The sequence below is a fragment of the Acinetobacter sp. CIP 102529 genome (genome assembly GCF_000368325.1).
GTDB lineage: Bacteria > Pseudomonadota > Gammaproteobacteria > Pseudomonadales > Moraxellaceae > Acinetobacter > Acinetobacter parvus.
The window spans coordinates 196,397-220,687 of sequence record NZ_KB849354.1; the positions used below are offsets into that span (position 1 = coordinate 196,397).

16 protein-coding genes and 2 pseudogenes are annotated in these 24,291 nt (G+C 40.8%); 4 read left to right on the plus strand and 14 right to left on the minus strand.

The window, feature by feature from the left end:
* Nucleotides 1–340 precede the first annotated feature (340 nt).
* From cas6f to F972_RS03160, 7 genes and pseudogenes are all read right to left on the minus strand, one after another.
* On the minus strand, nucleotides 341–934 hold the full coding sequence (cas6f, locus tag F972_RS03130; RefSeq protein WP_004681361.1) for a type I-F CRISPR-associated endoribonuclease Cas6/Csy4: 594 nt from the start codon (nucleotides 932–934) through the stop codon (nucleotides 341–343).
* A 2-nt stretch (nucleotides 935–936) separates the two neighbouring features.
* Nucleotides 937–1,950: a type I-F CRISPR-associated protein Csy3 gene (gene csy3, locus F972_RS03135; RefSeq protein ID WP_004681362.1), complete on the minus strand. Its 1,014-nt coding sequence runs from the start codon at nucleotides 1,948–1,950 to the stop codon at nucleotides 937–939.
* A gap of 27 nt (nucleotides 1,951–1,977) precedes the next feature.
* Nucleotides 1,978–2,862: a type I-F CRISPR-associated protein Csy2 gene (csy2, locus tag F972_RS03140; RefSeq protein ID WP_004681363.1), complete on the minus strand. Its 885-nt coding sequence runs from the start codon at nucleotides 2,860–2,862 to the stop codon at nucleotides 1,978–1,980.
* Nucleotides 2,862–4,112, minus strand: a complete 1,251-nt coding sequence (gene csy1, locus F972_RS03145; protein ID WP_004681365.1) for a type I-F CRISPR-associated protein Csy1 — start codon at nucleotides 4,110–4,112, stop codon at nucleotides 2,862–2,864. The genes csy2 and csy1 overlap by 1 nt, the downstream gene beginning before the upstream one ends.
* Nucleotides 4,113–4,127: 15 nt before the next feature.
* A complete protein-coding gene (gene cas3f / locus F972_RS03150) occupies nucleotides 4,128–7,508 on the minus strand; it encodes a type I-F CRISPR-associated helicase Cas3f (RefSeq protein ID WP_004681367.1) in 3,381 nt (1,126 codons plus the stop codon).
* A complete protein-coding gene (gene cas1f, locus F972_RS03155) occupies nucleotides 7,505–8,470 on the minus strand; it encodes a type I-F CRISPR-associated endonuclease Cas1f (RefSeq protein WP_004681369.1) in 966 nt (321 codons plus the stop codon). Before cas1f ends, cas3f begins: the two co-directional genes overlap by 4 nt.
* Nucleotides 8,471–8,578: 108 nt before the next feature.
* Nucleotides 8,579–8,869 (minus strand): annotated as a pseudogene (locus tag F972_RS03160) (Mpo1-like protein); the annotation flags it as partial.
* A gap of 584 nt (nucleotides 8,870–9,453) precedes the next feature.
* Here F972_RS03160 and F972_RS03165 point away from each other — a divergent pair.
* Nucleotides 9,454–10,902 carry a CYTH and CHAD domain-containing protein gene (locus F972_RS03165; RefSeq protein ID WP_004681372.1) on the plus strand — a complete coding sequence of 483 codons (1,449 nt, stop codon included), beginning with the start codon at nucleotides 9,454–9,456 and terminating at the stop codon, nucleotides 10,900–10,902.
* Nucleotides 10,903–11,199: 297 nt separating this feature from the next.
* On the opposite strand, the gene F972_RS03170 is transcribed toward F972_RS03165, so the two are convergent.
* Nucleotides 11,200–11,832: a hypothetical protein gene (locus F972_RS03170; RefSeq protein WP_004681373.1), complete on the minus strand. Its 633-nt coding sequence runs from the start codon at nucleotides 11,830–11,832 to the stop codon at nucleotides 11,200–11,202.
* A 106-nt stretch (nucleotides 11,833–11,938) separates the two neighbouring features.
* Between F972_RS03170 and F972_RS03175 the strand changes: the two genes are divergently transcribed.
* Complete coding sequence (locus tag F972_RS03175; RefSeq protein WP_004681374.1) at nucleotides 11,939–12,328, plus strand: DUF3144 domain-containing protein; 390 nt, start codon at nucleotides 11,939–11,941, stop codon at nucleotides 12,326–12,328.
* Between the two features lie 56 nt (nucleotides 12,329–12,384).
* On the opposite strand, the gene F972_RS03180 is transcribed toward F972_RS03175, so the two are convergent.
* From F972_RS03180 to icd, 4 genes and pseudogenes are all read right to left on the minus strand, one after another.
* Nucleotides 12,385–15,153 carry a M16 family metallopeptidase gene (locus F972_RS03180; RefSeq protein ID WP_004763935.1) on the minus strand — a complete coding sequence of 923 codons (2,769 nt, stop codon included), beginning with the start codon at nucleotides 15,151–15,153 and terminating at the stop codon, nucleotides 12,385–12,387.
* 144 nt (nucleotides 15,154–15,297) lie between these two features.
* Nucleotides 15,298–15,501: pseudogene (locus F972_RS16190) on the minus strand (PhzF family phenazine biosynthesis protein); the annotation flags it as partial.
* The gene (locus F972_RS16195) at nucleotides 15,477–15,623 is read right to left on the minus strand and encodes a PhzF family phenazine biosynthesis protein (RefSeq protein ID WP_004681377.1); all 147 of its coding nucleotides are present in this window, start codon (nucleotides 15,621–15,623) and stop codon (nucleotides 15,477–15,479) included. The gene F972_RS16195 and the pseudogene F972_RS16190, both read right to left, overlap by 25 nt.
* Before the next feature lie 189 nt (nucleotides 15,624–15,812).
* Entirely contained in the window at nucleotides 15,813–17,069 is a 1,257-nt protein-coding gene (gene icd, locus F972_RS03190) for an NADP-dependent isocitrate dehydrogenase (protein WP_004674738.1), read from the minus strand.
* 198 nt (nucleotides 17,070–17,267) lie between these two features.
* Between icd and F972_RS03195 the strand changes: the two genes are divergently transcribed.
* Nucleotides 17,268–18,071: an rRNA large subunit pseudouridine synthase E gene (locus F972_RS03195; protein ID WP_004681379.1), complete on the plus strand. Its 804-nt coding sequence runs from the start codon at nucleotides 17,268–17,270 to the stop codon at nucleotides 18,069–18,071.
* Between the two features lie 116 nt (nucleotides 18,072–18,187).
* Here F972_RS03195 and F972_RS03200 read toward each other — a convergent pair whose 3' ends face one another.
* A complete protein-coding gene (locus tag F972_RS03200) occupies nucleotides 18,188–20,419 on the minus strand; it encodes an NADP-dependent isocitrate dehydrogenase (RefSeq protein WP_004763936.1) in 2,232 nt (743 codons plus the stop codon).
* 349 nt (nucleotides 20,420–20,768) lie between these two features.
* Nucleotides 20,769–22,472: a M61 family metallopeptidase gene (locus F972_RS03205; RefSeq protein WP_004755857.1), complete on the minus strand. Its 1,704-nt coding sequence runs from the start codon at nucleotides 22,470–22,472 to the stop codon at nucleotides 20,769–20,771.
* A gap of 437 nt (nucleotides 22,473–22,909) precedes the next feature.
* Here F972_RS03205 and F972_RS03210 point away from each other — a divergent pair, with 437 nt between their 5' ends.
* Nucleotides 22,910–24,229, plus strand: a complete 1,320-nt coding sequence (locus F972_RS03210) for a D-alanyl-D-alanine carboxypeptidase PBP6B (protein WP_004763937.1) — start codon at nucleotides 22,910–22,912, stop codon at nucleotides 24,227–24,229.
* Nucleotides 24,230–24,291: the final 62 nt, after the last annotated feature.

Here is a 24,291-nt window from a genome sequence, read left to right on the forward strand (position 1 = left end):
TTTCTAAATGGCGTATGTCGCCATGAACTACCGAGATTATCATAGTATGATCTTTGTGTATTTCTAAATGGCGTATGTCGCCATGAACCGTTTAGTTAAATACAATGAAGAACGTTCCAATTTCTAAATGGCGTATGTCGCCATGAACGAGAATCTGAAATTCCTGTTTATGATGACTCATTTCTAAATGGCGTATGTCGCCATGAACAGTTATAATAAAGCAAAAATATAAGTTACAACAAGCATTTATCATGTATTTTATAAATTTACCCAATCAAAAAATGGCTTGTTGTAACTTATTGATTTTATTAAGCTGTTAAAGAGTCTAAAAAATATTGGGTTAAAACTCTGGTACTGTAGATGTACGACTTAATCCATAGCTTCCAAATTTTCCAATACATGCTTCATCAACACGTTTTTTCCCAATAATCAAACGGAAGTTCATATCGTTGGTTTGGCTTTTCATATTAATATAAGGTTCAAAAGTCTCCGTCAGTTCCAATGCTTCAAAGTGTTCCTTTGCCTCTTCAATTGAAATTCCACGGCGTTTTGCTTGATGCAAAATACGCTGTTCAATCGTTAATTTTGGATTGGCTTTAAAGTAAGTTGCATAGCCATTGATCTTATCTTCTGGAACTTCACGAGCAGATAAGACATGCACATAATCTTGCAGTCTTTCTAGCCAATGGTTTAAGTTTAGTTGTTCCAATGTTTCGACTGAATCCGCAAAAATACGAATTTTATCGCCTAAATAACCCAATTTTTTCTGCTGAATTAAACGATACTTAGGGAAAGAAATACCATAAACAATCTTGCCCTGTTCATCGGCTTGTTCAGCAAAAGCAATATGTAATTGGGTATATACTTTTGACCAAATTAGATGCAGAGGAATTTCCTCCTGCTCCAATAAAGTAATTTCTAAATAATAGAGCATAGTTAATCCTTGCTACTTTGACCAAAGACACCACCACGCACCAAAACAGCCATGACGTAATGCTCTTGCTCAGGATTCTCAAGTGATTCGCCTAATGCATATTTATCAAATAAAGTAAAAAAGTCTTTTTTATCTTTCGGGGTACGATACGCTTTGCCAAGATTGGTCACTGCACCGTATGGCTCAATCGCAATCGCTGTTTTTTTCTCATCAAATTCAGGATACCAAGTATCTATGGTACGCAAAGCATTACCTAACTTTTGTGAATGCATGGCTGCAACATCATTTACATGGTAAAGGATTTTACTTTTTTCACCTTTACCTTTATCTAATACAAGTTCTTCACTTGGATAGACTTCTTGACCTTTACCCACCAAAGCATAAGCTTCAACTTTAATCAGTAAATATGGGACTTCCCCTCTTAAGGCACTTGCAATTTGATTCGCTAAGGCTTGTACTTTCTCGTCTACTTGATCGAAGTTATGAAGTGGATATTCCAAAGCATTAAATGTCACTGTTGGTTGATCATTCACAGTCACAACTACTTCTACTTTTTCAGCACCTACGCGGTTGCGCCATAAAAAACGAGCATTGGCGATATTCAGTGCATAGCGTTTTGCAAGTTCAGTAAAGCCATACGTCGCAATATAATTTTTAGCGACATCATTATATGATTTTAAGAACGTTTCATTATTACAAGCAGATGGGTTTTCAACCCCACCCAATACTTTTAGAGTGAATCCAACCTTTAAAGTGTCTTGATTTTCACCTAATGCACAAGCATCTACAGTTTGTAAATTCGCTTTTTCAACTTCTGCATTCAGTTTCATTGGATCACCTGCAACCACAGGTTTTAAACGGTTTGAAATTGTTCCTCGTACTGATTTCTGAATGAGTTTTAATGGCGTTTGCTCATTACGATTTTCCCAACTCGTACCATAAAAATATCCATCGGATGGAACAAGTTTCTTTTCAAATGCGAGTACACTTGCAACTGCTTTTTCATTTTTAGCCATGAGCTTTTCCTTTTTTCAGTTTTTAAATCAGATTGTTGTTGAGTTTTGGCAAAGATATAAATTATTTTCTAAATCAACATGATATTGCCATAGTAGTTGATCAATACTTTCAATACGATAAGGCATTATAAATTCCCCCAGCGTCAAAACAGCTTCCGCAAAACGGTGTGGTGTATCGGCATCACGTTGGTTTTTAGCAATACCTAACTCTGAAATACCCTGAAAACCGACTGCAATCGGTACTAACCAACCCTGTGCGTTACGCTTGGAAGTCCATATCACTTTGCCATTTTCATCTACGCTAGAACTATGTGTAACTTTTAAATAGTCTAAAACAGCATCCAAAGCATCTTTACCTTGTTTCATACTTTCTATGACTAGATCACGGCGTTCAACCAATACATGTCCAAGCATCAGTTTATTTAAAATCGGCTTTAACTCCCGATCCTGATCTGCATCTTCATCAAATTGTAGTATTTGACATTTTTTAACAGCTAGAACATCCCCACTTGCGAACTTCATACTACAAATAAGCTGTTGAGCATCTTCTAAAAACTGTTCTTTCTCATCAGGGTCTATATTTTGACATTCAATTAATAAGGAGACTTCCAAATGGCAACGTGCTTCTTCAATAAAAGCAGGTCGACTTCCACCTTTGTCCAAAGGATTGGCTGTGCCAATAATTGAATGAACGAAATCTCCTTGCCCTTTATAAGTTTGCAAATTAAATTCATGACAACTCACCCCGACTTTAGTCAAAGATACCTCACAGCCTTTGCTTTGTAACTTGCGTTGTAAAGCATGAACTGCACCTAGCCAAGCGGTCATTGCAGGAAAGCCAATGGTATATGGACTACTCATTGCATTGGCATTATGGAGTTTTAAATGAGGTATCAATAAAAACTGGCGCATTAAAAAAACTCCTTTGCTTGTTGTAATGATTTTTCTACACGTTGTTTAACATCCAGTATCTCGCCAGTTCCTAATTTATAAGCATCACTAATCACTTTTTCATAGCTTCGCAATATCCAACGTGCAATTTCCTTGCTTAAGTCATTACGCCAATCATCATCTTCGTCTCGTTCTGTTTGATAAATTTTATCCAACCAAATACGCTGTAATTTTGGCAAACTTGCGTAATAGTCCTGATTTGACCACCCCTCAACAGAATATTCTCGAGTCTTAGATGCCAGTACTAATATTTGATCAATGACAAACTGAATAATATTTCGTATTGCTGTACGAATGTCATCATTATTTAAATCAAGCTGCATAAATTTATGAAGCTGAATAAAACTTTCCTGATAATTTTTTCGATATAAACATTGTGCAAAGAAGTCTGTTTTAGGTAAACGAATTGCTCTTTTTTCTAACATAGGTGGACAGCTTGATAATAGATATGCTCGCCCTGCATTCTGACTATTTAAAACACTGACGTTTTGTGGCTGTGTTCCACCATAAGCTGTTATGGTGAGATCAAAAATATCAGCATAACCTATTTCATGATGCTCATTTTTCCTGCGTAACTCTTTAGCCTGTTTAGTTTCTTCAGAAAAACGTATTGTATCAATTGATTGTTTTAATCGAGTGATTAAACCTGATGGCGTTAAAACAGACAATAAATGATATTCAGCCTGCTCAATCGGGAAATAAACCTGCTTCACTAAATGATCAGTTTTTACCGAAGTATCTGTCGCTTTTATTTTTAGAAATTCTGTACCTAATGTCTCAAAGTCTAAATCAGCGCCAACAAGTAATGTTTTTAAACTCTCTTCTTGCCGTTCAAAACCATCTAATACTGTCAGTTTTTCAGTGAGTGGTAAGGATAAAAATTTAAAAACATCCATCGCAGCAGCATTACCAAACACATCTAATGGATAGCTGACATTTCCACTGCGTAAATAACCATCATTAATCTGTTTTGCTTGAGCAATCACACTTGATGTTTTTGCACTAGGATGACTAAATTTACTTGGATGACTCACCATAGAAAGCTGTGTAACCCTCTTTGCGGCATCAGGCAACCATTCTTTCAAACTAAATTTATCATCCGCTTGACCTTGTAATTCTGAAATTACACTGTCATTTTCTGCTTTTTTTAAACGATCCTTTAACCAAAGTTCTTTACGTTCATTTAAGAAATTCTGAATGCTTTCCGTCATGTTCTCTCCTCTTTATTATTGATCTAAAACTACAAGTCCAAATTGTTCTGAATACATGAGTTTTTTATTTTCATCATATTCAGGCAACATAATTTCCCCATAACGCTTGGATAACTTTTCTACTTCTTCCTCAATATCCTCATTTTCAACACATTTATCAAGTACGAAACGACACAAAATGTCGTAATAGTTTCGATTTAACCATAATCGCTGTTGTTCTAATTCATTCAATTGAAAAGGATGAATGTTATAGAAGCCATTCCGATCAATATACCGCCCCAAATCATCTTTTTCACAAAATACAAGCTTACGATCTTTCCATAGTGCAAAAAGCTGAATATTAGGAGAGCTTTGTCTAAATGGATTAAATTGCTGTGGCAGAGCGGTTAAAAACCATTTTTGAGTTAGCCATGAATTCAATGGTTTTGCCCCAACCTTATTATATGAAGTTAAGGCATCTGCCATGACTGCATGCTCTAAATCCGCCAATTTCTTTATCGCCTGTAAGGGTTGATTGGCTTTAATTCTTGGACTGGCATTAATACTAAATTCAGTTCCTGAAATATCTAATAACTCATTTAAATTTTTGTTCTGTAATTTAAACTTATCATTATTTATTTCAAAACCAGGCTTTTCAAAGGCAACTTTAGCTTTGCGTAATCCTTTTAAATTATATTGCATTAAAGCAATATTTGGCTTTTGAATGTCTTGTTCCAATTTTCGATGACGTAAAACTCGTCCAGACAACTGAATAATTGAGCGATAAGATGATGGTTCAACAACTGCCCAGTCAAAATCATGATCTCGCCCCACTTCTTCAACTGGCGTTGCAACTAGAATAAAAATTACATTATCGTAATCTGTCACATCTAAATGCTGACGAATCACCTCATCTGAAAATGCAGCCGCTTGTTCTCCTAGTTTTTCCTTACGTTTTAAAACATGATCTAAATGTTTTTCCTGCTCACTTCGCAACACTAAGACTTGCCGACTATGATACGCCATGACACGAGGTGCAATCTCCTGTGACCATTCAGCATTGAGCAGGTATTGAGTTAAAGCAACACAAGGTGGAATATTCGCCACACGTACCACACCAAAAGAGACTTTTTTCCCTGTTTTCGCATCTATACTGTGATGATCGTGATGTAAACGTTCAATATTCTGTTTAATTCTTTCAAAATATTGAGCTTGTAAACTTTGTTCTAGGCGTTGTATTTCCTTTTCAGCCACAAGATCAGCACAATCCACAATATAAGCTTTATGTTTAATCACTTGTTTGCTCAAAGCATCTGAGCGCAAATCAACAAACTTATCATGGGCATTTTTATAATGTTGGATTGCCTCTTTTTGATTGTCCAGATCAATAGCTTGAATTTGAGTTTTAAACTCATCCACCCACATGGCAACAGTATTGGTCTGCTTTAATTTCTTAAACGCACAGTACAACACCCAACCTTGTTGATAAGCATTAAAAAATCCCTCAGCCAATGCAGGTGGAATGGTTGCAGATGAAATCATTACCTTGCGACCCAACATTCCTGTTAAATGGACAAGGCGAGCAATGGCAATTAAATCCTGACCATTAAAATCGTCAACCTCATCAATCACCAAATCAGAAGATGAAAGCCTTAAACTCGGTAAAATATATTTTCCGCCACGTTTAGTTTCAGTCGCAGCCATCAAATGGTCAATGGTACATGCTAATACAGGTTTATATAAAAATGCTTTATTACGTTCAGCCTGATTTTGAGGAAATAATGCATTCATAAAATCAGCTTGTGGCATGGCATCATAATCTAGCTCATTATCTAACAATTCCTCCAATGACTCCGAGCCAATTTCCTCTATCAGATGAGATTCATCCTGCTGAGGTTTTTTTGTATTGTGATGATGGAGTTCCTGAACTGCTTTTGAACCAATTAAAACAGCAAGCTCATCATTACTTAAACCAATATCATGACGATAAGAATCGCCTGTTTGTAATGTTAAGGTTCTTAAACCCAATGCCAAAATATAACGTAATGACTGCGCATCTTTAGATAAAGCTTGCATAATCTTGGCATTGGCAATCGTTTTTCCTTTACCTGTGCTTGCCATATTGACAATAAACCAGCCCTGTTTTTCAGCAGCTTCATTTTTTTGAATAAATTGCTGAATGCCTTTTACTGCCTGATCTTGCCATTCAAAACCTTGAGGACTTTTCTTTTTTAATTTTTGAACATCATAAGCAGGTTCCATCTCATCGGCTAAACGACTCAATGACTGCGCCACTCGCATTGCATTATCACTGACTCGCACCAGATGCTCATCTAAAAATTGCTTCAATTGTTTGGTTTTTGGATCAGTATTTGCTCTCAAGGATAAGCGGGTTTTCCATGTTTTATCTGCTTCACAAGATGAATAGTAATGATCGCCCAACATCAAACATAATCGAGCATGATGTAAAATGACTCGCCAACTCCCATCTGCAAAGATTTGTTCGGTTGTATGTGATTCTTGCAATAATCGAGCTGACCATTTTTTGATTTGTTTTGTCCACTCAACAGATTGGTTTAATAAACCTTGTTCAAATTCAAAACAAAGTTTAAGACGTTGCTGATAATCCTGTTCATCAAATTTATTTTGATAGCCCCAGTCTACTTTTATACTTTTAAACAAACTTGTCAGTGTTTCTTTTTTTGTATCAGCATAATCTCTACGTCGTTGTTCATCCTTTAAAGCAGGTAAACGATGGTGTGAGACGATCAACCAAGCCACCAATTGCGCCAAAGGTGGTAATTGATCCAAGACTTTAGATTGGTCTGAATTTTTAATAATCGTTTGTTTTAATAATTCTTCATCCCATTTCTGCGCTATTAATAAATTCAGCCATGCTTCATCAGAATCAATATCACCTGATGATTGCACCAACGCATTGAGCAAAAGACAGGAAATCCACTCATGCCGTAACGGATCGCCTTTCTTGCTATTATTACTTTGAGGTTTTAATTTTTCTTGGAAAAGAACTGTTGCTTTGCCCCAATCATGCAGTAAAGCAGATACCGCCACAAGTGCCTTAATTAAAGGCAAATAATGCCAGTCATTTTCCCATTTATTTTGAGCTAAACTTTTTTTGGTGGTATTTACAGGCACAATGCCTTCACTATTAAACTTATTTCGGTTTCCCACAATCCACATCAACTCACTTCTACGGCGTCCACGTATCCAATGGCAAGAAACCGCTGTATTTTTTGTGACTGTTTTTCTAAGTAGCTTTTTAACCGCTAACAACCCATCTTCCGTAATCACCGTTTGCCAAGTGTTATCACCAATCCGATCTGCAAAGGCATCTAACACGCGACGAGTTCGAGGGATTGCTTTCTTTTCGCATTGAGAAATAAAGGTGACAATCATAATTCACTCGCCCCTGTAGTAAAGTTTTTGCAAGCTTGCAATTTCACCTGCTCAAACATCCAATCCAGACAACGATATTCTGTGAATTTTTGCAATAGCTGTTGGCGGAACTCCTGCTCAGTCATCCCCTCTTTGGCACAAATAAAAGCCCACGGCAACACCACCGCATCTTTAATCAAATCTGCCACATCAAACACCAATGCACCCCGTCGGGTTTTCCCATGCATCACTGCAAAACTATGTGAAATACCTAACACCCAAAGCGTGGTTGCGCTGAGTCCATAAGCTAGATAATTGCCATGATTAAGAAAGTCATTGGCTAAATCCCCTTGTTCAGGATTACGCTCAAAACTGAGTTTGCAACGAGTCGCTGCAATTTTATAAAGCTGTTTCGTAGTCATGGCTTCGGCAAGTAACAAATCACCAACTTTGGTTTGATGTGGAATTTTATTTTCAAAACCGATTAAAGCTTGGCTAATATCCGCATCATCCAGATAAAAACCTTCATCTTTTAAATCTTTATCTTTTGCCCAGATTTTACGGATAAATTCAATACGAGCAATTTGAAAGGCTTTCGCCACCTCTAAACGTTTGACATCATCAAACCAGAAACTCATCCACCCCTGCATGTACTCCGTTGGGCGATATTCACTTTGTGGCGTTAGCCATTCCACTTCACTGCCTGAAAATAGCGGTGTCCCTCCACCGCCACAAAAACCAACCAACACACCTGCACTACACAGCATTCGCATTGCAGCTTGGGTGATGGATGTTCCTGTGCCGAGTAAAATTACAGTGGTATTGGCAATCGGGATATTCCAGTACTGGTTTTCATTTTTGGCTTCGGTCAGGTATAAAACTCGACCATCTTTCTGCATCACTCGACAATGTTCAAGGTAGTACAGATTGGCCCGTTTAGAATGAAGAATTGCTTTTAAGTCTGATGGGTTGAGTTGTTCCATACTTCTATTTTACCTTGATTTTTTCCAAGCCTAACGGATATCAATACAATAAAAAAGCCGCTTAAAGCGACTTTACGACATCGAATGTCGTTTAAGGGATTTTTTAAATTAGGAATCAATTTTATCAAATTTACGATCAATTAAACTCAAGCGACCACGTACGATATCAGACAACATTCTCCAGTCAGAGATAAAGCTATAAAGCGGTTGTTTAAAACTTGCTGGCTTATTATGTTCATGAAAGAAGTGCCCCACCCACGCACAGGCATAGCCAGACAATAAGCCATACGCCAAGTATTTTGCCTTACGTTGGCGGATGGCTTTCGCCCAAAAATAAATACCAAGAGAACTACCAACCGCATGTAAACGGCGACTATTGATATTGCGGTGTTCAGTTAATTGACATCCTCCCCGACCTAAAGGACGGGGATTCCTACTGCTAGATGGCAATGTCCTGCCACGAAACAGATACTATAGTTCTCTGCTTCTTATTCCAATGTAGTCCTACCTTTCGGATTGCAAAGAGTGCACGGATTACAATGGGGAAAACTGTTTTTTTCGTGTTGTATCAGTCTGCTGACTAAAAATATACAACGTAATTATCATAGCACATGGATTACTAGATTCAAATGTTTTTAGCAATCCTAGCTAATCCCCACAAGGGGGACTAGCGGATTGCAGCCTTATATCCTCGGGCTAAACCCCGAGGTTTTACGGCTATTCGGATAAAAGCGATAAAATTCATTATAATTTTTAATCGGCAATGAAAATTCCACTGGCTGAGAGATATTTGCTGGTGCATTCATTTTATGATCGTCCTAATCGTACAAAAACTCATCATACGTTACTGCATTTCTTGAACAAAATAAAATTATAGTGTCACAACATATCCAAGCTTCAAAAAACTTTAACAGTCATTTTTGGGATCAACAGGTTATACTCATTTCAATTGGTTATTTTAAATGGTCAGGAGCCATTACGTTATGGAAATCGAGCTTAAATTTCAACTCCCTGAATCCAAGAAAAAAAGTGTTTTACAGACCTTAAATAAACACAAAGCACAAAAAATTCATTTACAGGCCAAATATTACGATACGCCTGATCGTCTACTTGCCAAAAATTATGTGGCGATTCGCTTGCGTCAGGAGGAAGATGGCTGGGTACAAACCTTTAAGGCAGCCAGTAAAAATCATTTACAACGCATTGAAGAAGATATTGTATTAGGCAAATGTGAACAGGAACCTGAACTGGATTTATCACATTATCAACATAATCAAACCGTTCAAAATGTGTTACGTAACATATTAGGTAATGAACCTGCCGATTTACAATTGCAGTTTCAAACCAATGTGCAGCGTACTTATCACGTATTTGAGTTTAACAATTCACAGATTGAAGTTTGTCTGGATGATGGAGAAATTCGTACAGGCAAAGATCAGGCGAAAATCTGTGAAGTTGAGTTTGAGCTCAAGCAAGGTTCAGCTCAGGATTTAATTGAATTCGCTCAAACCTGGGTAGATAAATATCAACTCTGGCTGGATGTGCGTAGCAAGGCAGAACGTGGCAATTTATTGGCTATGGAGAAAAAATCATCTCCTGCCGCCAAAGCAAAATCACTTAAATTAGATCCGAATCTATCGGCTGAACAGGCACTGAAATTGGTGATTGAAAATAGTCTAAACCATATTCTACCCAATGCGGCTGCCATTGCTGGTGGCGTGGCTGAGGCAGATCATATTCATCAGGCACGGGTGGGTTTACGCCGTTTACGTTCAGCATTAAAACATTTTTCCAATTGGTCAGAACACATCAATCCTGCTTGGGAAAGTGAGTTGGCCGATATTTTTAGGGCATTGGGACAATCACGCGATCATGATGCCATTCAGGATTCCGTCATTCCATTGATCAAGGAAGTCTGTGATTTTGATTTTGCATTAAGCTCCAGTAGCGATCCTGAAATTGCTACACGTTTAAGCAATACTCAGACCACACAATTATTTTTATCTCTCCTTAGCTTTATTCACAGTGAAAATGAAGCAAAGGCCAAATTGTTCAAACAGGTCGCTAAAAGCTTAAGCAAGCTCTATCACAAGATTTTAAAAGATGCTTCCCAATTTCCTGAACTTTCTATAGAGCAGCAACATCGTACCCGTAAGCGAGTCAAGCAACTGCGTTACTGCATTGACTTTACTGCTGGGCTTTATCCTAAAAAGCAGGTACAGCAGTTTCTGGATAAACTGCAACCGATTCAGGAATATTTAGGTTTTTATAATGACCTGTTCGTGGCTGAGCAGATTTTCCAGCAACAAGTTTCTGAAAAGCCAGAATTTTTATTTGCTTTAGGTTGGGTCAAAGCACAGCAGCCGCATGTGACAAAAAAAGCAAATAAAAAGCTACAGGTGCTTTCTCATAAAGATATTTTTTGGGCGTAATTTTTTCTTTTATATGGCTAATCCAAGCAGCAAGTACAACAAAGTAAAACCAGCATTTACTATCGTGATGGGCGGCATGGATGCCGCCTGTTTGGCTGTGGTATCAAGGATGTGCCATCAGCTCAACAAAAGGGTTTTGTTACTTTTGCCCAGTCAAAAGTAAGGCATTACCTATACAAGAAGCATTTGATTCCTCATAATTTTTGCGGTAGTGCCAACCTGAACGAAAATACAATTTCATTTATTAATGAGCAGATCATATTTCTTATCGAACTCAGATATAAAGTTTAGTAATATTTACCGATATTTCCCAAAAATTTTCCACGTCCCATTATCCGCAATCGGATCACTATAGCTATCATTACGCTGTTTACGGGGTTTATCCCGTGCATCCACCAATTCAAAATGCGGCTCAACACTTAGAATCATGCCATTCATATAAAAACGGGTTCGGGTATATTCACTTTGCCCATGCTGGAACACATAAGTCCGTAAATCAATAAACTCCCGATGTGCCACCAAAGCAGCCGTATCATCACTTTCCAGCCATTCCTGCATAGCAAAAATCTGGTCGGTATCAAACTGCCCACATTTTTCCACCAGTGCCGCCACACCCCGAAAAGTTTTAGATTCTTTAGCGCGGGTTTTATTGATTCGGATACGATCAACATGAAAGAAAAATAACGGCAAATTTAAATGACTGGGTAAATGAATCGCATCCACTACCTTATCTTCCATAAAAGGCTGGCAAAGCTGTTGTGCCCTCTCAATCAAAGGCTGCCATTGTCGATAATATTCATCCACTTCATGTTTCAGCGCATAATAAATCGGCAAACCCTCCACATGCTGTAAATGTTGCGGTGGATGGATGTGTTGGCGTAGTAAAGCAATATCGGTTTTTAAGCTTTGGATCGCAATTGCATCTGACATTTTGGTTATTCCAACTTGCTTAGGCTATTTTAGATTAAGGCAAAGGTTTAGTTTCAGCAAGGCTTTGTCTATAATAGTGTGTCTTAATTTGTCGCTGGAAATGATCATGTCTCAAAAAATTAACGCTACCGATGTGACGGAAGAAGAAGCTTTAAATGCGGTATTTTTTGAGCGTGCCGATGAGTTTATCAAACAGGCCAATGAATTTTGCCGCCCTCCAAAAGGGCAAAAAACTGATCCCGCTGAATTACGGGGACAAGTCAGTGCAGCCATGTTATTTGGTACAGCCCGTTTTAACACATGGGTAGCAGCCAATAATTTTAAAGATGGCAATGAAATGCGTGATGCCAAAGAACAAGTGATGTCTTATTTACTGCAACAGTTCCAGATGATGCTTGAAGACAACTTTGACGAATATTGTGAACAGTTTGAAAACTATTTACGCTTTCGCAAAAATGAAGATTTTCATACGCATAAACATGATCACGACCATTAATGGTCACTCCGTAAATAATAAAGCCACCGATTTAGTGGCTTTATTATTTTGATCATTTATTTCGTGGCTTGAGCCTGACCATACTGATCAGCCATCACCTCAACAAACTGATCTAGCTTGATATATTTCTTAATCACGGCATCTACATCAGCCTTACTGAGTTTGGCAATCTCTTGATCACGCTTTTCACGATCAAGCAGGGTTTTATTGCGTTCCAACTGTGCGGTTAACATGCCATGAATCTTGCGTTCATCTTCCAAGGAAGTGACACGTTTTTTCATAATATCGGCTTTGGCTGCTTCCAGTTCCTGTTCAGTCACACCTTTATTCAACAAGTCTGTCAAAACCTTATGCACAGATTGGGATACCTGATCAGAACGTCCAGCGGTATAGTTCGCTGTAATACTGATTGAGCCACTTTCTGTATCTGAGTCCAAGTCAAGATCACTGCCAAAACCATAGACCAGCGCATTCTTTTCACGTAACTCCTGCGCCAAACGCGAGGAAAGCTGTGAATTGCCCATAATATGACTGAGAATAATCAATGCTGGCGCATCTGGATGGTAAGCACCGACAGGCATGGTAAGAACACTTTGGTAACTTCCAAACTCACGCTGTTCTGACAGGACATGTACTTTCTGCGCTTTAAAAGCGACATAAGGTGAAGTGATCTTTTGATAAGGCTGTTTGGTTTTCCATGAACCAAACGCTTTTTGCAGCGTTTGCTGCATTTTTTTCGGATCAAAATCCCCTGTTACTGCAATTTGGGCATGGTTGGTCACGAAGAATTGGTTATAGAATTGTCTAATTTGCGCTTGAGTCACATCATTTAACTGTTTCTTGACCAGATCAGGCTCAAAGTGATAACGCATATCTCCTGGCTGGTAGGTTTCCAGCAATCTTGCCAAGGTCATGGATGCGACAGTGGCAGGCTCGGTATACGGGCGATCCAACACCGACAAGCTTTGGTTTTTCGCCAAGTCAAATTCGGACTGGGCAAATTTAGGTTGCTTAACCACCTCAATAATAAAGTTGAGGAAATCTTCAAACTGGTCTTTTTTGGCATTGATGTTAATGGTCAAACCATTACCATTTGATATGACAGAAGCTCCACCACTTGCCGCAATTGCCCTATCGGTAATTTCCTGCAAGCTATGCTTTTCTGAACCACGTAACATCAGGTAGCTAGTCAGGTCTAAAGTCACACCCTTGCCAAATAAGGTTTTTTCATCACCAAAGTCCAGACTGATGGTGGCATAGGTTTTGTCATCGCGAGTTGACGCTGGAAACAATGCATAGCGAATACCGTTTTTCAATTCACCCCGTTGAATCTTTTGCTCATTCTTTTGCAACTGCTGGGCAGACTGGGTGACAAATTGGCTAACTTCTTGTTTATACACACTGGCATCTTTTAATGGCTCAGCTTTCTCAGCGCTCTGGTCCAGCGTTTTAGGTTTTTCCTGAGTATTTTGCGTCATGGCCTTTTTCTGGTCTTCAGGCGTTGGCAAAATATCTCCAGAAATACGGTGTGATGAAACCAAAAACTGCTTCAAGATCTGGTTGGCATCATTCAACTTTAAGTCTTGAATGGCCTGTAGGTCTTTAAAATACTGGTCCCACTGTCCATGTGAAGCCACAGCATAATCACTCAGACGTGAACCTAAAGCTACAGCATCTTTAGCAATGGTATCAGCGGCATTTTTGGTCATGTTCTTGACCCGTTGTAACTCTGCATCGGTAAATGGCTGGCTATTTTCCACGCCTGTCGTTAAGGCTTGATCGACTTTTTTGGCATCATGATTCGGTGCATAAATCGCTCCCATAAATACCAGATTAAAATCCTGATCCAGCCATGTTGTCGACTGTACAGCGGTGCTAATACCTGTTTCCACCATACTCTTATACAGGGTTCCACTTGGCTGCATGGTATAGAGTGCTGGTGCTATCGACAAGGCAGACTGTAGCTGTGCATTCTGCCCATTCATATAGACATGGAACTTGGCCAAGTCACTGCCCTTTTGCACGGTAAATTGTCGTGGCTGAATTTTTCTGGAATCCAGTACAGGAACTTTTACAGGGGCAGGCACAACCCGTGCTGGAATAGGGCTAAAATATTGATCAATTTTATTCAGCACCTCAGTTTTATCAAATTTACCCGAAATAACCATAATCGCATTATTTGGTGCATACCATGTTTTATAGAACTGATTGAGTTCGTTCATGTTGATGGACTTTAACTCGGGCAAATCCCCAATTGGCAACCGTCCCAAATATTGATTACCGTATGCTGCTTTAAGCATCTGATCCATCAAAACCGCAAAAGGCTGATCCATACGGATTTCACGTTCACGTTTTACAATCTCGATTTCAGACGGTACAAATTTCTCCTGCAACACCAGCTTGTCCATACGCTCAGATTCGAGGTACAGAATTTCATTTAAGGCGGTTTTTTCTGGACGGACAATATTCAGATACTTGGTAGAGTAATAGTCAGTACTGGCATTGGTCATCAGGGTATATTGATCTAAACGGCGCTGAAACTCCTCTCCCTTGACATTTTGTGTGCCTTTAAAGGCCAGATGTTCCAGTAAATGAGCCAGACCACCCTTGCCTTTTGGATCATTCAGTGAACCTGTCAGGTAGATTGTGTTGACATACACCTTATTTTCTTTATCGTTTGGTGCAAGAATAACTCTGAAACCATTATCTAATTCATATTCTTCAATATTTTTTTCAGTTTTGACCAGTACTGTCTGAGACCAGGAAGTTGCACTTAACCCGATTAAACAAAGAGAAAGGGTAAGCTGCTTAAACCGCATTAACATAGATTATCCAAGTATTTTGGGTGAATTAAATAAAAACAATAAGCTATAGTAGAGAACGATTCGCATTTTTAATAGTAATGTTTTGAAAAAAGCTGCTGATTTAAACAGCCTTTTTCTTTGTTTTTATAGAGATTTAGTTACAAATTAGATCATCAGTTCGGCCTGCATGTACAGTTTCGCATAGCCTGAGATTTCAATACGCTGTTCAGACTCAATAACACATTCCAGAATCCCACCTCGAGTGGAGGCCTGATAAGCGATCAGCCGTTTTTTATCCAGTTTTTCCGCCCAAAGCGCTGCAATTGCGGTATGGATTGAAGCCGTTACAGGGTCTTCGCCAATACCAACTTGTTTTCCAGCGCAATATTCTGCATCAGGATGTCATCCAGCCATTGCTCGGTCACAATCACCGCCGCAGGATTGCCCTTAAATAGTTGTTTGGTAAAGGCATCTACCTGATACATTTTCATTGCACAACACTCTCAAGATTTTTAATTTATTTTGAACACATGGTGGATAAATGATAGATACAGATTTTTTTAAATTTACGATACACAACCAGCTCTGAACCTTTAACAGAAAATGAAAGCTTAATGGTTTGATAAAACCATAAACAAAAAAGAGTGGCCAAAACCACTCTTAATAGGACAAATAAAAACTTACTCGCCCATATGCTCAATGATTGCCTGACCAAATTCAGAACAACGCAACAAGGTCGCACCTGGCATTAAACGCTCAAAGTCATAAGTGACAGTTTTCGCCTCAATCGCCCCTGACACACCCTTGATGATCAGGTCGGCGGCCTCTGTCCAGCCCATGTCACGCAACATCATTTCAGCAGAAAGGATGATTGAACCTGGGTTGACCTTATCCTGTCCCGCATATTTCGGTGCTGTACCGTGAGTGGCTTCATATACCGCAATTGCCCCACCAATGTTTGCACCTGGCGCAATCCCAATACCACCGACCTCTGCCGCAAGCGCATCGGAAATATAATCACCATTGAGGTTCAATGTGGCAATGACAGAGTAGTCTGCTGGGCGCATCAGGATTTGTTGCAGGAATGCATCGGCAATCACATCCTTGATCACGATGTCCTTACCCGTTTTCGGATTCTTGATTTTTACCCACGGCCCACCATCAATCAGCTGACCGCCAAAACGCTCCACTGCAAGCTCATAACCCCACTCCTTGAACGCCCCTTCGGTGTATTTCATGATGTTGCCTTTGTGAACCAGTGTCACAGAGGGTTTGTCATTATCAATCGCGAATTGAATGGCCTTTCGTACCAAACGCTGGGTACCTTCTTTGGATACAGGCTTGATCCCGATACCACAGCCCTCAGAGAAACGGATTTTGGTGACACCCATTTCTTCTTTCAGGAACTTAATGACTTTCTTTGCTTCTGGAGAATCGGCTTTCCACTCAATCCCAGCATAGATGTCTTCCGAGTTCTCACGGAAAATCACCATATCCGTCAACTCAGGATGTTGCACAGGTGATGGTACACCCTCAAACCAGCGCACTGGACGCACACATACATATAGGTCCAATTCCTGACGCAGCGCGACATTCAGGGAACGGATACCACCACCAACTGGTGTGGTTAAGGGACCTTTAATTGAAACAATAAACTCACGCAAAGCTTCAAAAGTTTCTTCTGGCATATAAGTGCCATAAATCCTGTCGGCTTTTTCGCCGCAATAAACTTCCATCCATTCGATCGAACGTTTACCACCGTAAGCTTTTTGAACAGCAGCATCTACAACTGCTTTCATTGCTGGTGTAATATCCACACCAATACCATCACCTTCAATGAAAGGAATGATAGGATGATTTGGAACATTCAGTGACAGGTCTGCATTCACTGTGATTTTGTCACCATCGGCAGGAACCACGATCTTCTGATAACCCATTGTACAGGTTCTCCCTCATGTAGCTGGCAATTAATGTATCCCTTGTTTTTTATGGCATACTTTGATTTTTTTACTTGCTGATTCAGTGTAGTTCAATCTTGTATCTTTTTAGATTTATATGAGAAATAATAACATTTCTCAATAAAATAAAAATATACATTTACCAAATACCCCATACTCTTAAAGTAGTATTTTTATATGAAAATTGTCGTATTTAACAAACCTTTTGACGTGCTGTCACAGTTCCGTGAAGATGAAGCCCATCTCACGCTTTCCCATTTTATCCACGATCCTGATTTGCGTCTTGCAGGCCGCCTTGACCTTGATTCTGAAGGACTGATGTTCCTGACAGATCATGGCGGTTTAAACCAGTACATTACCAATCCAGCGAACAAGAAATACAAGACTTATCTGGCTCAGGTGGATGGTGATGTCACTGAGGAAGCGCTTGAACAGCTGCGTAAAGGTGTAGAACTGGCAGATGGCATGACCTTGCCCGCCAAGGCCATTAAAGTGGATCAACCAGAATGGTTATGGGATCGTGATCCACCTGTACGCTACCGTGCCAATATCCCGACCAGCTGGATTGAGTTACAAATTTGTGAAGGGCGTAACCGTCAGGTACGCCGTATGACGGCGGCGGTTGGCTTTCCAACTTTACGGCTCATTCGTACCAAGATTGGCGCCATTGATTTAGTGCGTCTGGGTTTGCAACCAGGCGAACAAACCGATATTGAACCGCTGCTTTATCCAGATTTTAAAGACCTGCCTGAAGATCAGCCCTACCGTTCTCGTTCCTATGTCAAAAAACCTGGCGGTACGGGTGGCAAGCCAATGCAGCATAAAAAGAAAGAGGGTGATAAAAAAGACGGTGACAAGAAAAAGTCTGGGAGTAAACGCATCTGGCAAATGGATGAAAGTGAGAAACCACGTCGTAAGACCAATGGTACAACACGTCCAAGTACCAAAGCGCCTCGTGGCCGTAACCGTAATGGCCGTTAAGATTTAATATTTCTTAGGTTAGTCATAAAGCCCACTTCAAAGCCCCATAAAAAAAGCTAGTACCGAGGTACTAGCTTTTTATCAATACCAACTCAAAGTAGGGTCGGTTGATATTTCTAAACAGTTGCAAGCGCTGCATTGAATGTTTCACTTGGACGCATCACGGCATTCACTTTTGCTGGATCAGCAGCGTAGTAGCCACCAATGTCAGCCGCTTTGCCCTGTACTTGAGAGAATTCAGCCACAATCTTCTGTTCATTCTCAGCCAGTGTTTTCGCCAGTGGGGTGAACTGCGCCTTTAACTCAGCATCTTCATCCTGTGCAGCAAGCGCCTCAGCCCAGTACCACGCCAAATAGAAGTGGCTACCACGGTTGTCCAGCTCACCAGTACGACGTGATGGAGACTTGTCATTATCCAGTAACTTGCCTGTTGCCTGATCTAAAGTCTTGGCAAGCAATTTTGCACGCGCATTATCTTCTTTAATCCCAAGCTCTTCCAGAGAAACGGCCAGCGCAAGGAACTCGCCCAGTGAATCCCAGCGTAAATGGTTTTCTTCCACCAACTGCTGAACGTGTTTTGGTGCTGAACCACCCGCACCTGTTTCGTACATACCGCCGCCAGCCATTAAAGGAACGATAGACAACATCTTCGCAGAAGTACCCAGTTCCATAATTGGGAACAAGTCAGTCAGGTAGTCACGCAGGATGTTACCCGTCACGGAAATCGTGTCTAAACCACGCGCCACACGCTCAAGCGTATAACGCATTGCACGCACCTGAGACATAATCTGGATATCCAGACCATCGGTATCATGCTCTTTCAGGTATTTTTCGACTTTCTTGATCAGTTCATTTTCGTGCGGACGGTATGGGTCAAGCCAGAAAATCGCTGGCATGCCAGAGCTACGCGCACGTGTCACCGCAAGTTTTACCCAGTCACGAATCGGCGCATCTTTCACCTGACACATACGCCAGATATCACCCTGCTCAACATTCTGGGTCATTAACACTTCACCTGTATCAAGGTCAGTGATGTTGGCAATGCCCGCTTCTGGAATCTCGAAAGTCTTGTCGTGTGAACCGTATTCTTCCGCTTTTTGTGCCATCAAGCCCACATTTGGCACAGTCCCCATGGTTTTCGGGTCAAAGTTGCCATTCCACTTACAGAAATTGATCATTTCCTGATAGATACGTGCGAAAGTTGATTCTGGCATCACCGCTTTACAGTCGTAAGGCTTGCCATCAGCACCCCACATTTTACCACCACCGCGAATCATTGCAGGCATGGATGCATCGACAATCACGTCATTCGGAGAGTGGAAGTTATCAATGCCTTTGGCGGAGTCAACCATTGCCAAGCGCGGACGATGCTCCTGACAGGCGTGTAAATCTTCAATTATTTCTTCACGAAGCGAGGTTGGCAAGGTAGCGATCTTTTCATACAGGCCTGCCATACCGTTATTGACGTTAATACCCAACTTGTCAAATAACTTGCCATGTTTTTCAAATGCATCTTTATAGTAGATCTTGACACAGTGACCAAACACGATGGGATGCGACACTTTCATCATGGTCGCTTTGACGTGCAGTGAGAACAGGATGCCTGCTTCACGGCAGTCTTCCAGTTGCTTCTCATAGAATTCACACAGCGCTTTTTTGCTCATGAACATTGAGTCGATGATTTCGCCATCCTGCAACGCCACTTTTGGCTTCAAGACAATGGTTTCACCCGTTTTGGTGATCAATTCCATTTTCACGTTACGTGCATGGTCCAGTGTCATCGACTTTTCACCATGATAGAAGTCACCCTCTTCCATGTGTGAAACGTGGGTTTGTGACCACTGTTTCCATTCGCTCATTGAATGCGGATGCTTTCTGGCATAGTTCTTTACCGCAGCAGGCGCACGGCGGTCAGAGTTCCCTTCACGCAACACTGGGTTTACGGCTGAACCGAGACATTTACCATAGCGGTCTTTAATTGCCTTTTCTTCCTCAGTCACTGGATTCTCTGGATAATCAGGAATCGCATAACCTTTTGACTGAAGTTCCTTGATGCATGCCACCAACTGAGCAACCGAAGCACTGATATTTGGAAGTTTGATGATGTTCGTATCTGGATCCTGCGTGAGACGTCCAAGCTCCGCAAGGTTATTGGTCACTTTCTGCTCGTCGCGTAGGTAGTCCGAAAATTCTGCGAGCACGCGCGCGGCTACAGAGATGTCACTTTTAACGATCTCAATGCCAGCTGGCTTGGTAAAGGTCTCAATGATCGGCAGTAGAGAGTAGGTCGCCAGTAGTGGCGCCTCATCAGTCAGTGTGTAAATGATTTTTGACTTTCCACCAGCCATATATAGCCCCTTGTGTTAAATGTTAGTTGTGAAGAACCAAGCTTTTGGCCCAGTCTTTGAGAACCGATGTGCTTAAATAAAACCACTGAGAGTATCGGCCCTCGTCGCATCTCAGTCAACGCAATATCGAGTGATAACGACATTTCGAAAAAAAATACTACAAAACTCTATAAAAGTTGCAGCTATGTTTAGCCACCTCACATGAAGTTTTGGCTTTTCAAACACAAAACGGTTTCAGCTTAAATAAGAGCTTTAAATTTACCATTTCGCAAACAAATGAATATAGTGCCTTAGTATGAGTACGACACTAACAAAGTTTAATGAACAACATATGACGTTGGTCGGGGGATTAAACTTTCAACCAACGATCAAGTTTATTCTGATCTTCAATTTTTAACTCAACAGTGGTCAGTGCATTTTCTCCACCTGAAATTTCAAACTGCAACAGCTCATCTCGGCGGAAAGCATAAATCGTAAACGTTCCCTGCTGTTTTGCATATTTCGCCAGAAGCTTTTCTGATGCTTTAATACCATCAATCGCAAGGATCACATCATTGGCAGACAGTCCAGCTTTTGCAGCAGCACTGTCACGGCGAACTTGCTGAATCACCACACCCTCAGCCTTATCCACGGTTTTTAAACCAAATGGCAGCGCCTTATCATTTTTCAGGCTATAACTTAAACCAAACTCAGGCAAGAGTTGGTCCAGTGGCAACTCATCGGTGGTATTGATTAAATGATTGATTTGCTCAATCCAGTTATCACCTGTCAATTCATTGCACAATTCAAAAATGGTGCGTTCATTGACCTGAATCCCCTTTTGGGTATTTTCATATAAACGGCGCATCAGGGCATCAAGGTTTGAACCACGCAAACGCAGCCCCAAGTCCAGGCAAAGCGCCACTAAACTGCCTTTGTTGTAGTAACTGGTGCCTGCATTGTTTGAGTTTTCATCCTGACGATAGAACTTGATCCATGCATCAAAACTGGATTCCGAAACAGACTGGATCAAACGTCCTGGATTTTGCAAATAACGGTCAATCTGCGCCTTTAATAAATCCAGATAGGATTTCTGCGAAATCACACCACTACGCAACAAAATCAGGTCATCGTAATAAGAAGTAAAGCCTTCAAATATCCAGAGTAAGCTGGTGTAGCCCTCTTTGTGCAAATCATAATGGGCAAAATTTTCAGGACGTATAAATTTCACCAACCATGAATGGAAATATTCATGGCTACATAAGCCTAGAAAACGTTGATAGTCTTTGGAAGGTTCCTGTGTTTCATTCTCTTTGGGCAAGTCATCACGCGGGGTGATCAGGCTGGTACTGTTACAATGTTCCAGACCACCATAACTATTGCCCGTTGCCATGGTCATAAAAGTATAGTTTTGAAATGGTGCTGAACCGAACAGATTAATTTCAGCCTGACAAATCTTCTCAATATCTGCCTGTAAACGATCCAAATTGGTATTGTGCTTGCCTGAAATCACAAACTCATGTGGAATACCATTGGCTTGAAAGCTAAAACGGCTTTGTTCAGCCAGCTCAAATGGACTGTCAATCAGTTGGTCATAATTCTCCGCTTTTAGAGTAAAGCGCCCCTTGACCAGACTTTTACTTGGCAACCCCGTAGCAATCTGGAAATGCTTGAGTTCATCAGGCAGGAAAATTTCAACCTCACAAGGTGACTGTTCCTGATCTTGCAGACCTAAACAGACACAGGCAGGATTGACATACAAACGGGTTTGATCGACATACGCCCCACGCACCGATAAATCATAGGCATAGACATCATACTCAACCGTAATCAGTTCATGGTCGTTATTGAACAAACGCCAGCGGTTTTTCTCGGTTTTTTTAATGCTGAGCAGACGCCCTGCTTCATCAGAAGCCTGAACCGATTCAATATGTTTTGAGAACTCACGGATGAGGTAACTGCCTGGAATCCAGGTCGGCAACCATAGCTCCTGATTGGGATTGGCAAGGAAACGTAAGGTCACATGAATAAGGTGTTGGCGATAATCGTCGAACTCAATTTGATAGTGCAACATAGCTTTAGATCGTAAAAATAAGACTCACTTCACACAGCTTAGCATTTTTTTACAAAGTCATGCGCAGATGTCTTAATTGTCTGCAAAAGTTTGGGGGCTGTTGTCACTTTATCTATGGTTGCGACAGTGGACATTTTTTAGGCGATACAAGGCATGACTTGTGAAATTTAGTCATTCTAAATAAACAAGGCATAACGTAGTAGCGACAAAAAATGTCCCTGTCCCAAAGGGTTGTGGCTAAAATTCCCTCATACTTCGTTATGAAACTTGGCAAGGGAATAGCCATTCCCTGCGTTTCACGCCTCGTCTGATGAAATTTTAGCCTACAACGCAATTCATATATAAAATGTCAACAGCCCCTAGATTCTTCAACAAAAAAGTCATAGCATGCTTTTTTCGCATTCCATGCCACTGGATCGGCAGCACAAGGTGTTTACGTGAAATTTATCCTCTCCCTGTTTACGTTATTTAGCTTAATCTGTACCCATCTCGCTCATGCCAATTTACTGAATATTGCACCTGAATCGGTGGAGGCGCAGGCATGGTCAATTATGGATGCCCAGTCAGGTCAGGTCATTGCTGAACATAATAGCCACGTACAACGTGCCCCAGCCTCATTGACCAAAATGATGGTGGCCTACATTACCCTCAAGGAAATTGAAGCTGGAAAATTGCGTAAGGAAGAGGTACTGACGGCTACGCCTGTGGTGAGTACCGTGATGTGGGATGAATCGCAAATGTACCTGAAAGCGGGTGAGCAGATTTCAATTGACCAGCTCCTCGCAGGTTTAATTGTGATGTCTGCCAATGATGCGGCTGTCACGCTTGCCGAAAAGATTTCAGGCAGCGTACCCGCGTTTGTTGCGCGCATGAATCGGGAAGCACAGGCCTTGGGAATGAAAGATACCCATTTCAGCAATCCTGCTGGCATCAGCATGCCTGACCATTATTCAACTGCGGCAGATTTAGGTGTGCTGGCTCAGGCTATCGTCACGCAAACCCCTGACTATCTGCATTATTCAAAAATGCCAAGCTTTAGCTATAACCAGCGTTTTCACCATGCCACCAATTTTGCCTTAAAGCTTGACCCTACGGCAGATGGTTTAAAAACAGGCTATACTAAGGCTGCTGGCTATAATCTGGCCTTGACTGCGGAACGTCCGACCTTTAATCCACATGTTGATAAACGCCGTTTAATTGTAGTGGTGTTGGGTACACCCAGTGCGGTGAAACGTGCCGAAGTCGCGCACAAGCTGATGGACCTGGCCTATACCTATACCCGTGATGAGGAAGTGATTCCAAAGCAAAGACTGATTGCTGAACTGCCTGTGATTAAATCAACCCTAAAAATGTTTAAGGTCGAAACCAAGCAACCAACTATTGTGACGACATCGCTATATGATCAAGCAACACCAATTGACTTGAATAGTTTTGATTTGTTAACTCAGCGCATCCATCTGGTTGATGCAAACCAGCAGGTCAGCACAGTTGAACCACTGCAAACCACCAATACCCATATCAACATTGAATTAAATGAACAGCATTTGACTGCTCCTTTAACCCAGGTCATGAACTTGGCAACGGTGTCGATTTATCAAAATAACCAGTTGATTCGTAGTTTGCAAATTGAGAATGATGTACAGATTGAAGAAGCCAACATTTTTCAAAAAATTATGATCTGGTTTTCTAATTTATTCAGCTTTTTCTCAATAAATGACACTAAAAATCCAAAACTCTACCCACTAAATCAGGGTTAAAAAAAACCTACTTTTTCTATCAAGATTACTAATACAATATTGAAAAAAGGATGGCATAATCC

What these genes read in the sequence shown, in the direction of transcription:
- cas6f (WP_004681361.1), bottom strand. Translation starts at nt 934, where the DNA reads ATGCTCTATTATTTAGAAATTACTTTATTGGAGCAGGAGGAAATTCCT.
- csy3 (WP_004681362.1), bottom strand. Translation starts at nt 1,950, where the DNA reads ATGGCTAAAAATGAAAAAGCAGTTGCAAGTGTACTCGCATTTGAAAAG.
- csy2 (WP_004681363.1), bottom strand. Translation starts at nt 2,862, where the DNA reads ATGCGCCAGTTTTTATTGATACCTCATTTAAAACTCCATAATGCCAAT.
- csy1 (WP_004681365.1), bottom strand. Translation starts at nt 4,112, where the DNA reads ATGACGGAAAGCATTCAGAATTTCTTAAATGAACGTAAAGAACTTTGG.
- cas3f (WP_004681367.1), bottom strand. Translation starts at nt 7,508, where the DNA reads ATGATTGTCACCTTTATTTCTCAATGCGAAAAGAAAGCAATCCCTCGA.
- cas1f (WP_004681369.1), bottom strand. Translation starts at nt 8,470, where the DNA reads ATGGAACAACTCAACCCATCAGACTTAAAAGCAATTCTTCATTCTAAA.
- F972_RS03165 (WP_004681372.1), top strand. Translation starts at nt 9,454, where the DNA reads ATGGAAATCGAGCTTAAATTTCAACTCCCTGAATCCAAGAAAAAAAGT.
- F972_RS03170 (WP_004681373.1), bottom strand. Translation starts at nt 11,832, where the DNA reads ATGTCAGATGCAATTGCGATCCAAAGCTTAAAAACCGATATTGCTTTA.
- F972_RS03175 (WP_004681374.1), top strand. Translation starts at nt 11,939, where the DNA reads ATGTCTCAAAAAATTAACGCTACCGATGTGACGGAAGAAGAAGCTTTA.
- F972_RS03180 (WP_004763935.1), bottom strand. Translation starts at nt 15,153, where the DNA reads ATGTTAATGCGGTTTAAGCAGCTTACCCTTTCTCTTTGTTTAATCGGG.
- F972_RS16195 (WP_004681377.1), bottom strand. Translation starts at nt 15,623, where the DNA reads ATGAAAATGTATCAGGTAGATGCCTTTACCAAACAACTATTTAAGGGC.
- icd (WP_004674738.1), bottom strand. Translation starts at nt 17,069, where the DNA reads ATGGGTTATCAGAAGATCGTGGTTCCTGCCGATGGTGACAAAATCACA.
- F972_RS03195 (WP_004681379.1), top strand. Translation starts at nt 17,268, where the DNA reads ATGAAAATTGTCGTATTTAACAAACCTTTTGACGTGCTGTCACAGTTC.
- F972_RS03200 (WP_004763936.1), bottom strand. Translation starts at nt 20,419, where the DNA reads ATGGCTGGTGGAAAGTCAAAAATCATTTACACACTGACTGATGAGGCG.
- F972_RS03205 (WP_004755857.1), bottom strand. Translation starts at nt 22,472, where the DNA reads ATGTTGCACTATCAAATTGAGTTCGACGATTATCGCCAACACCTTATT.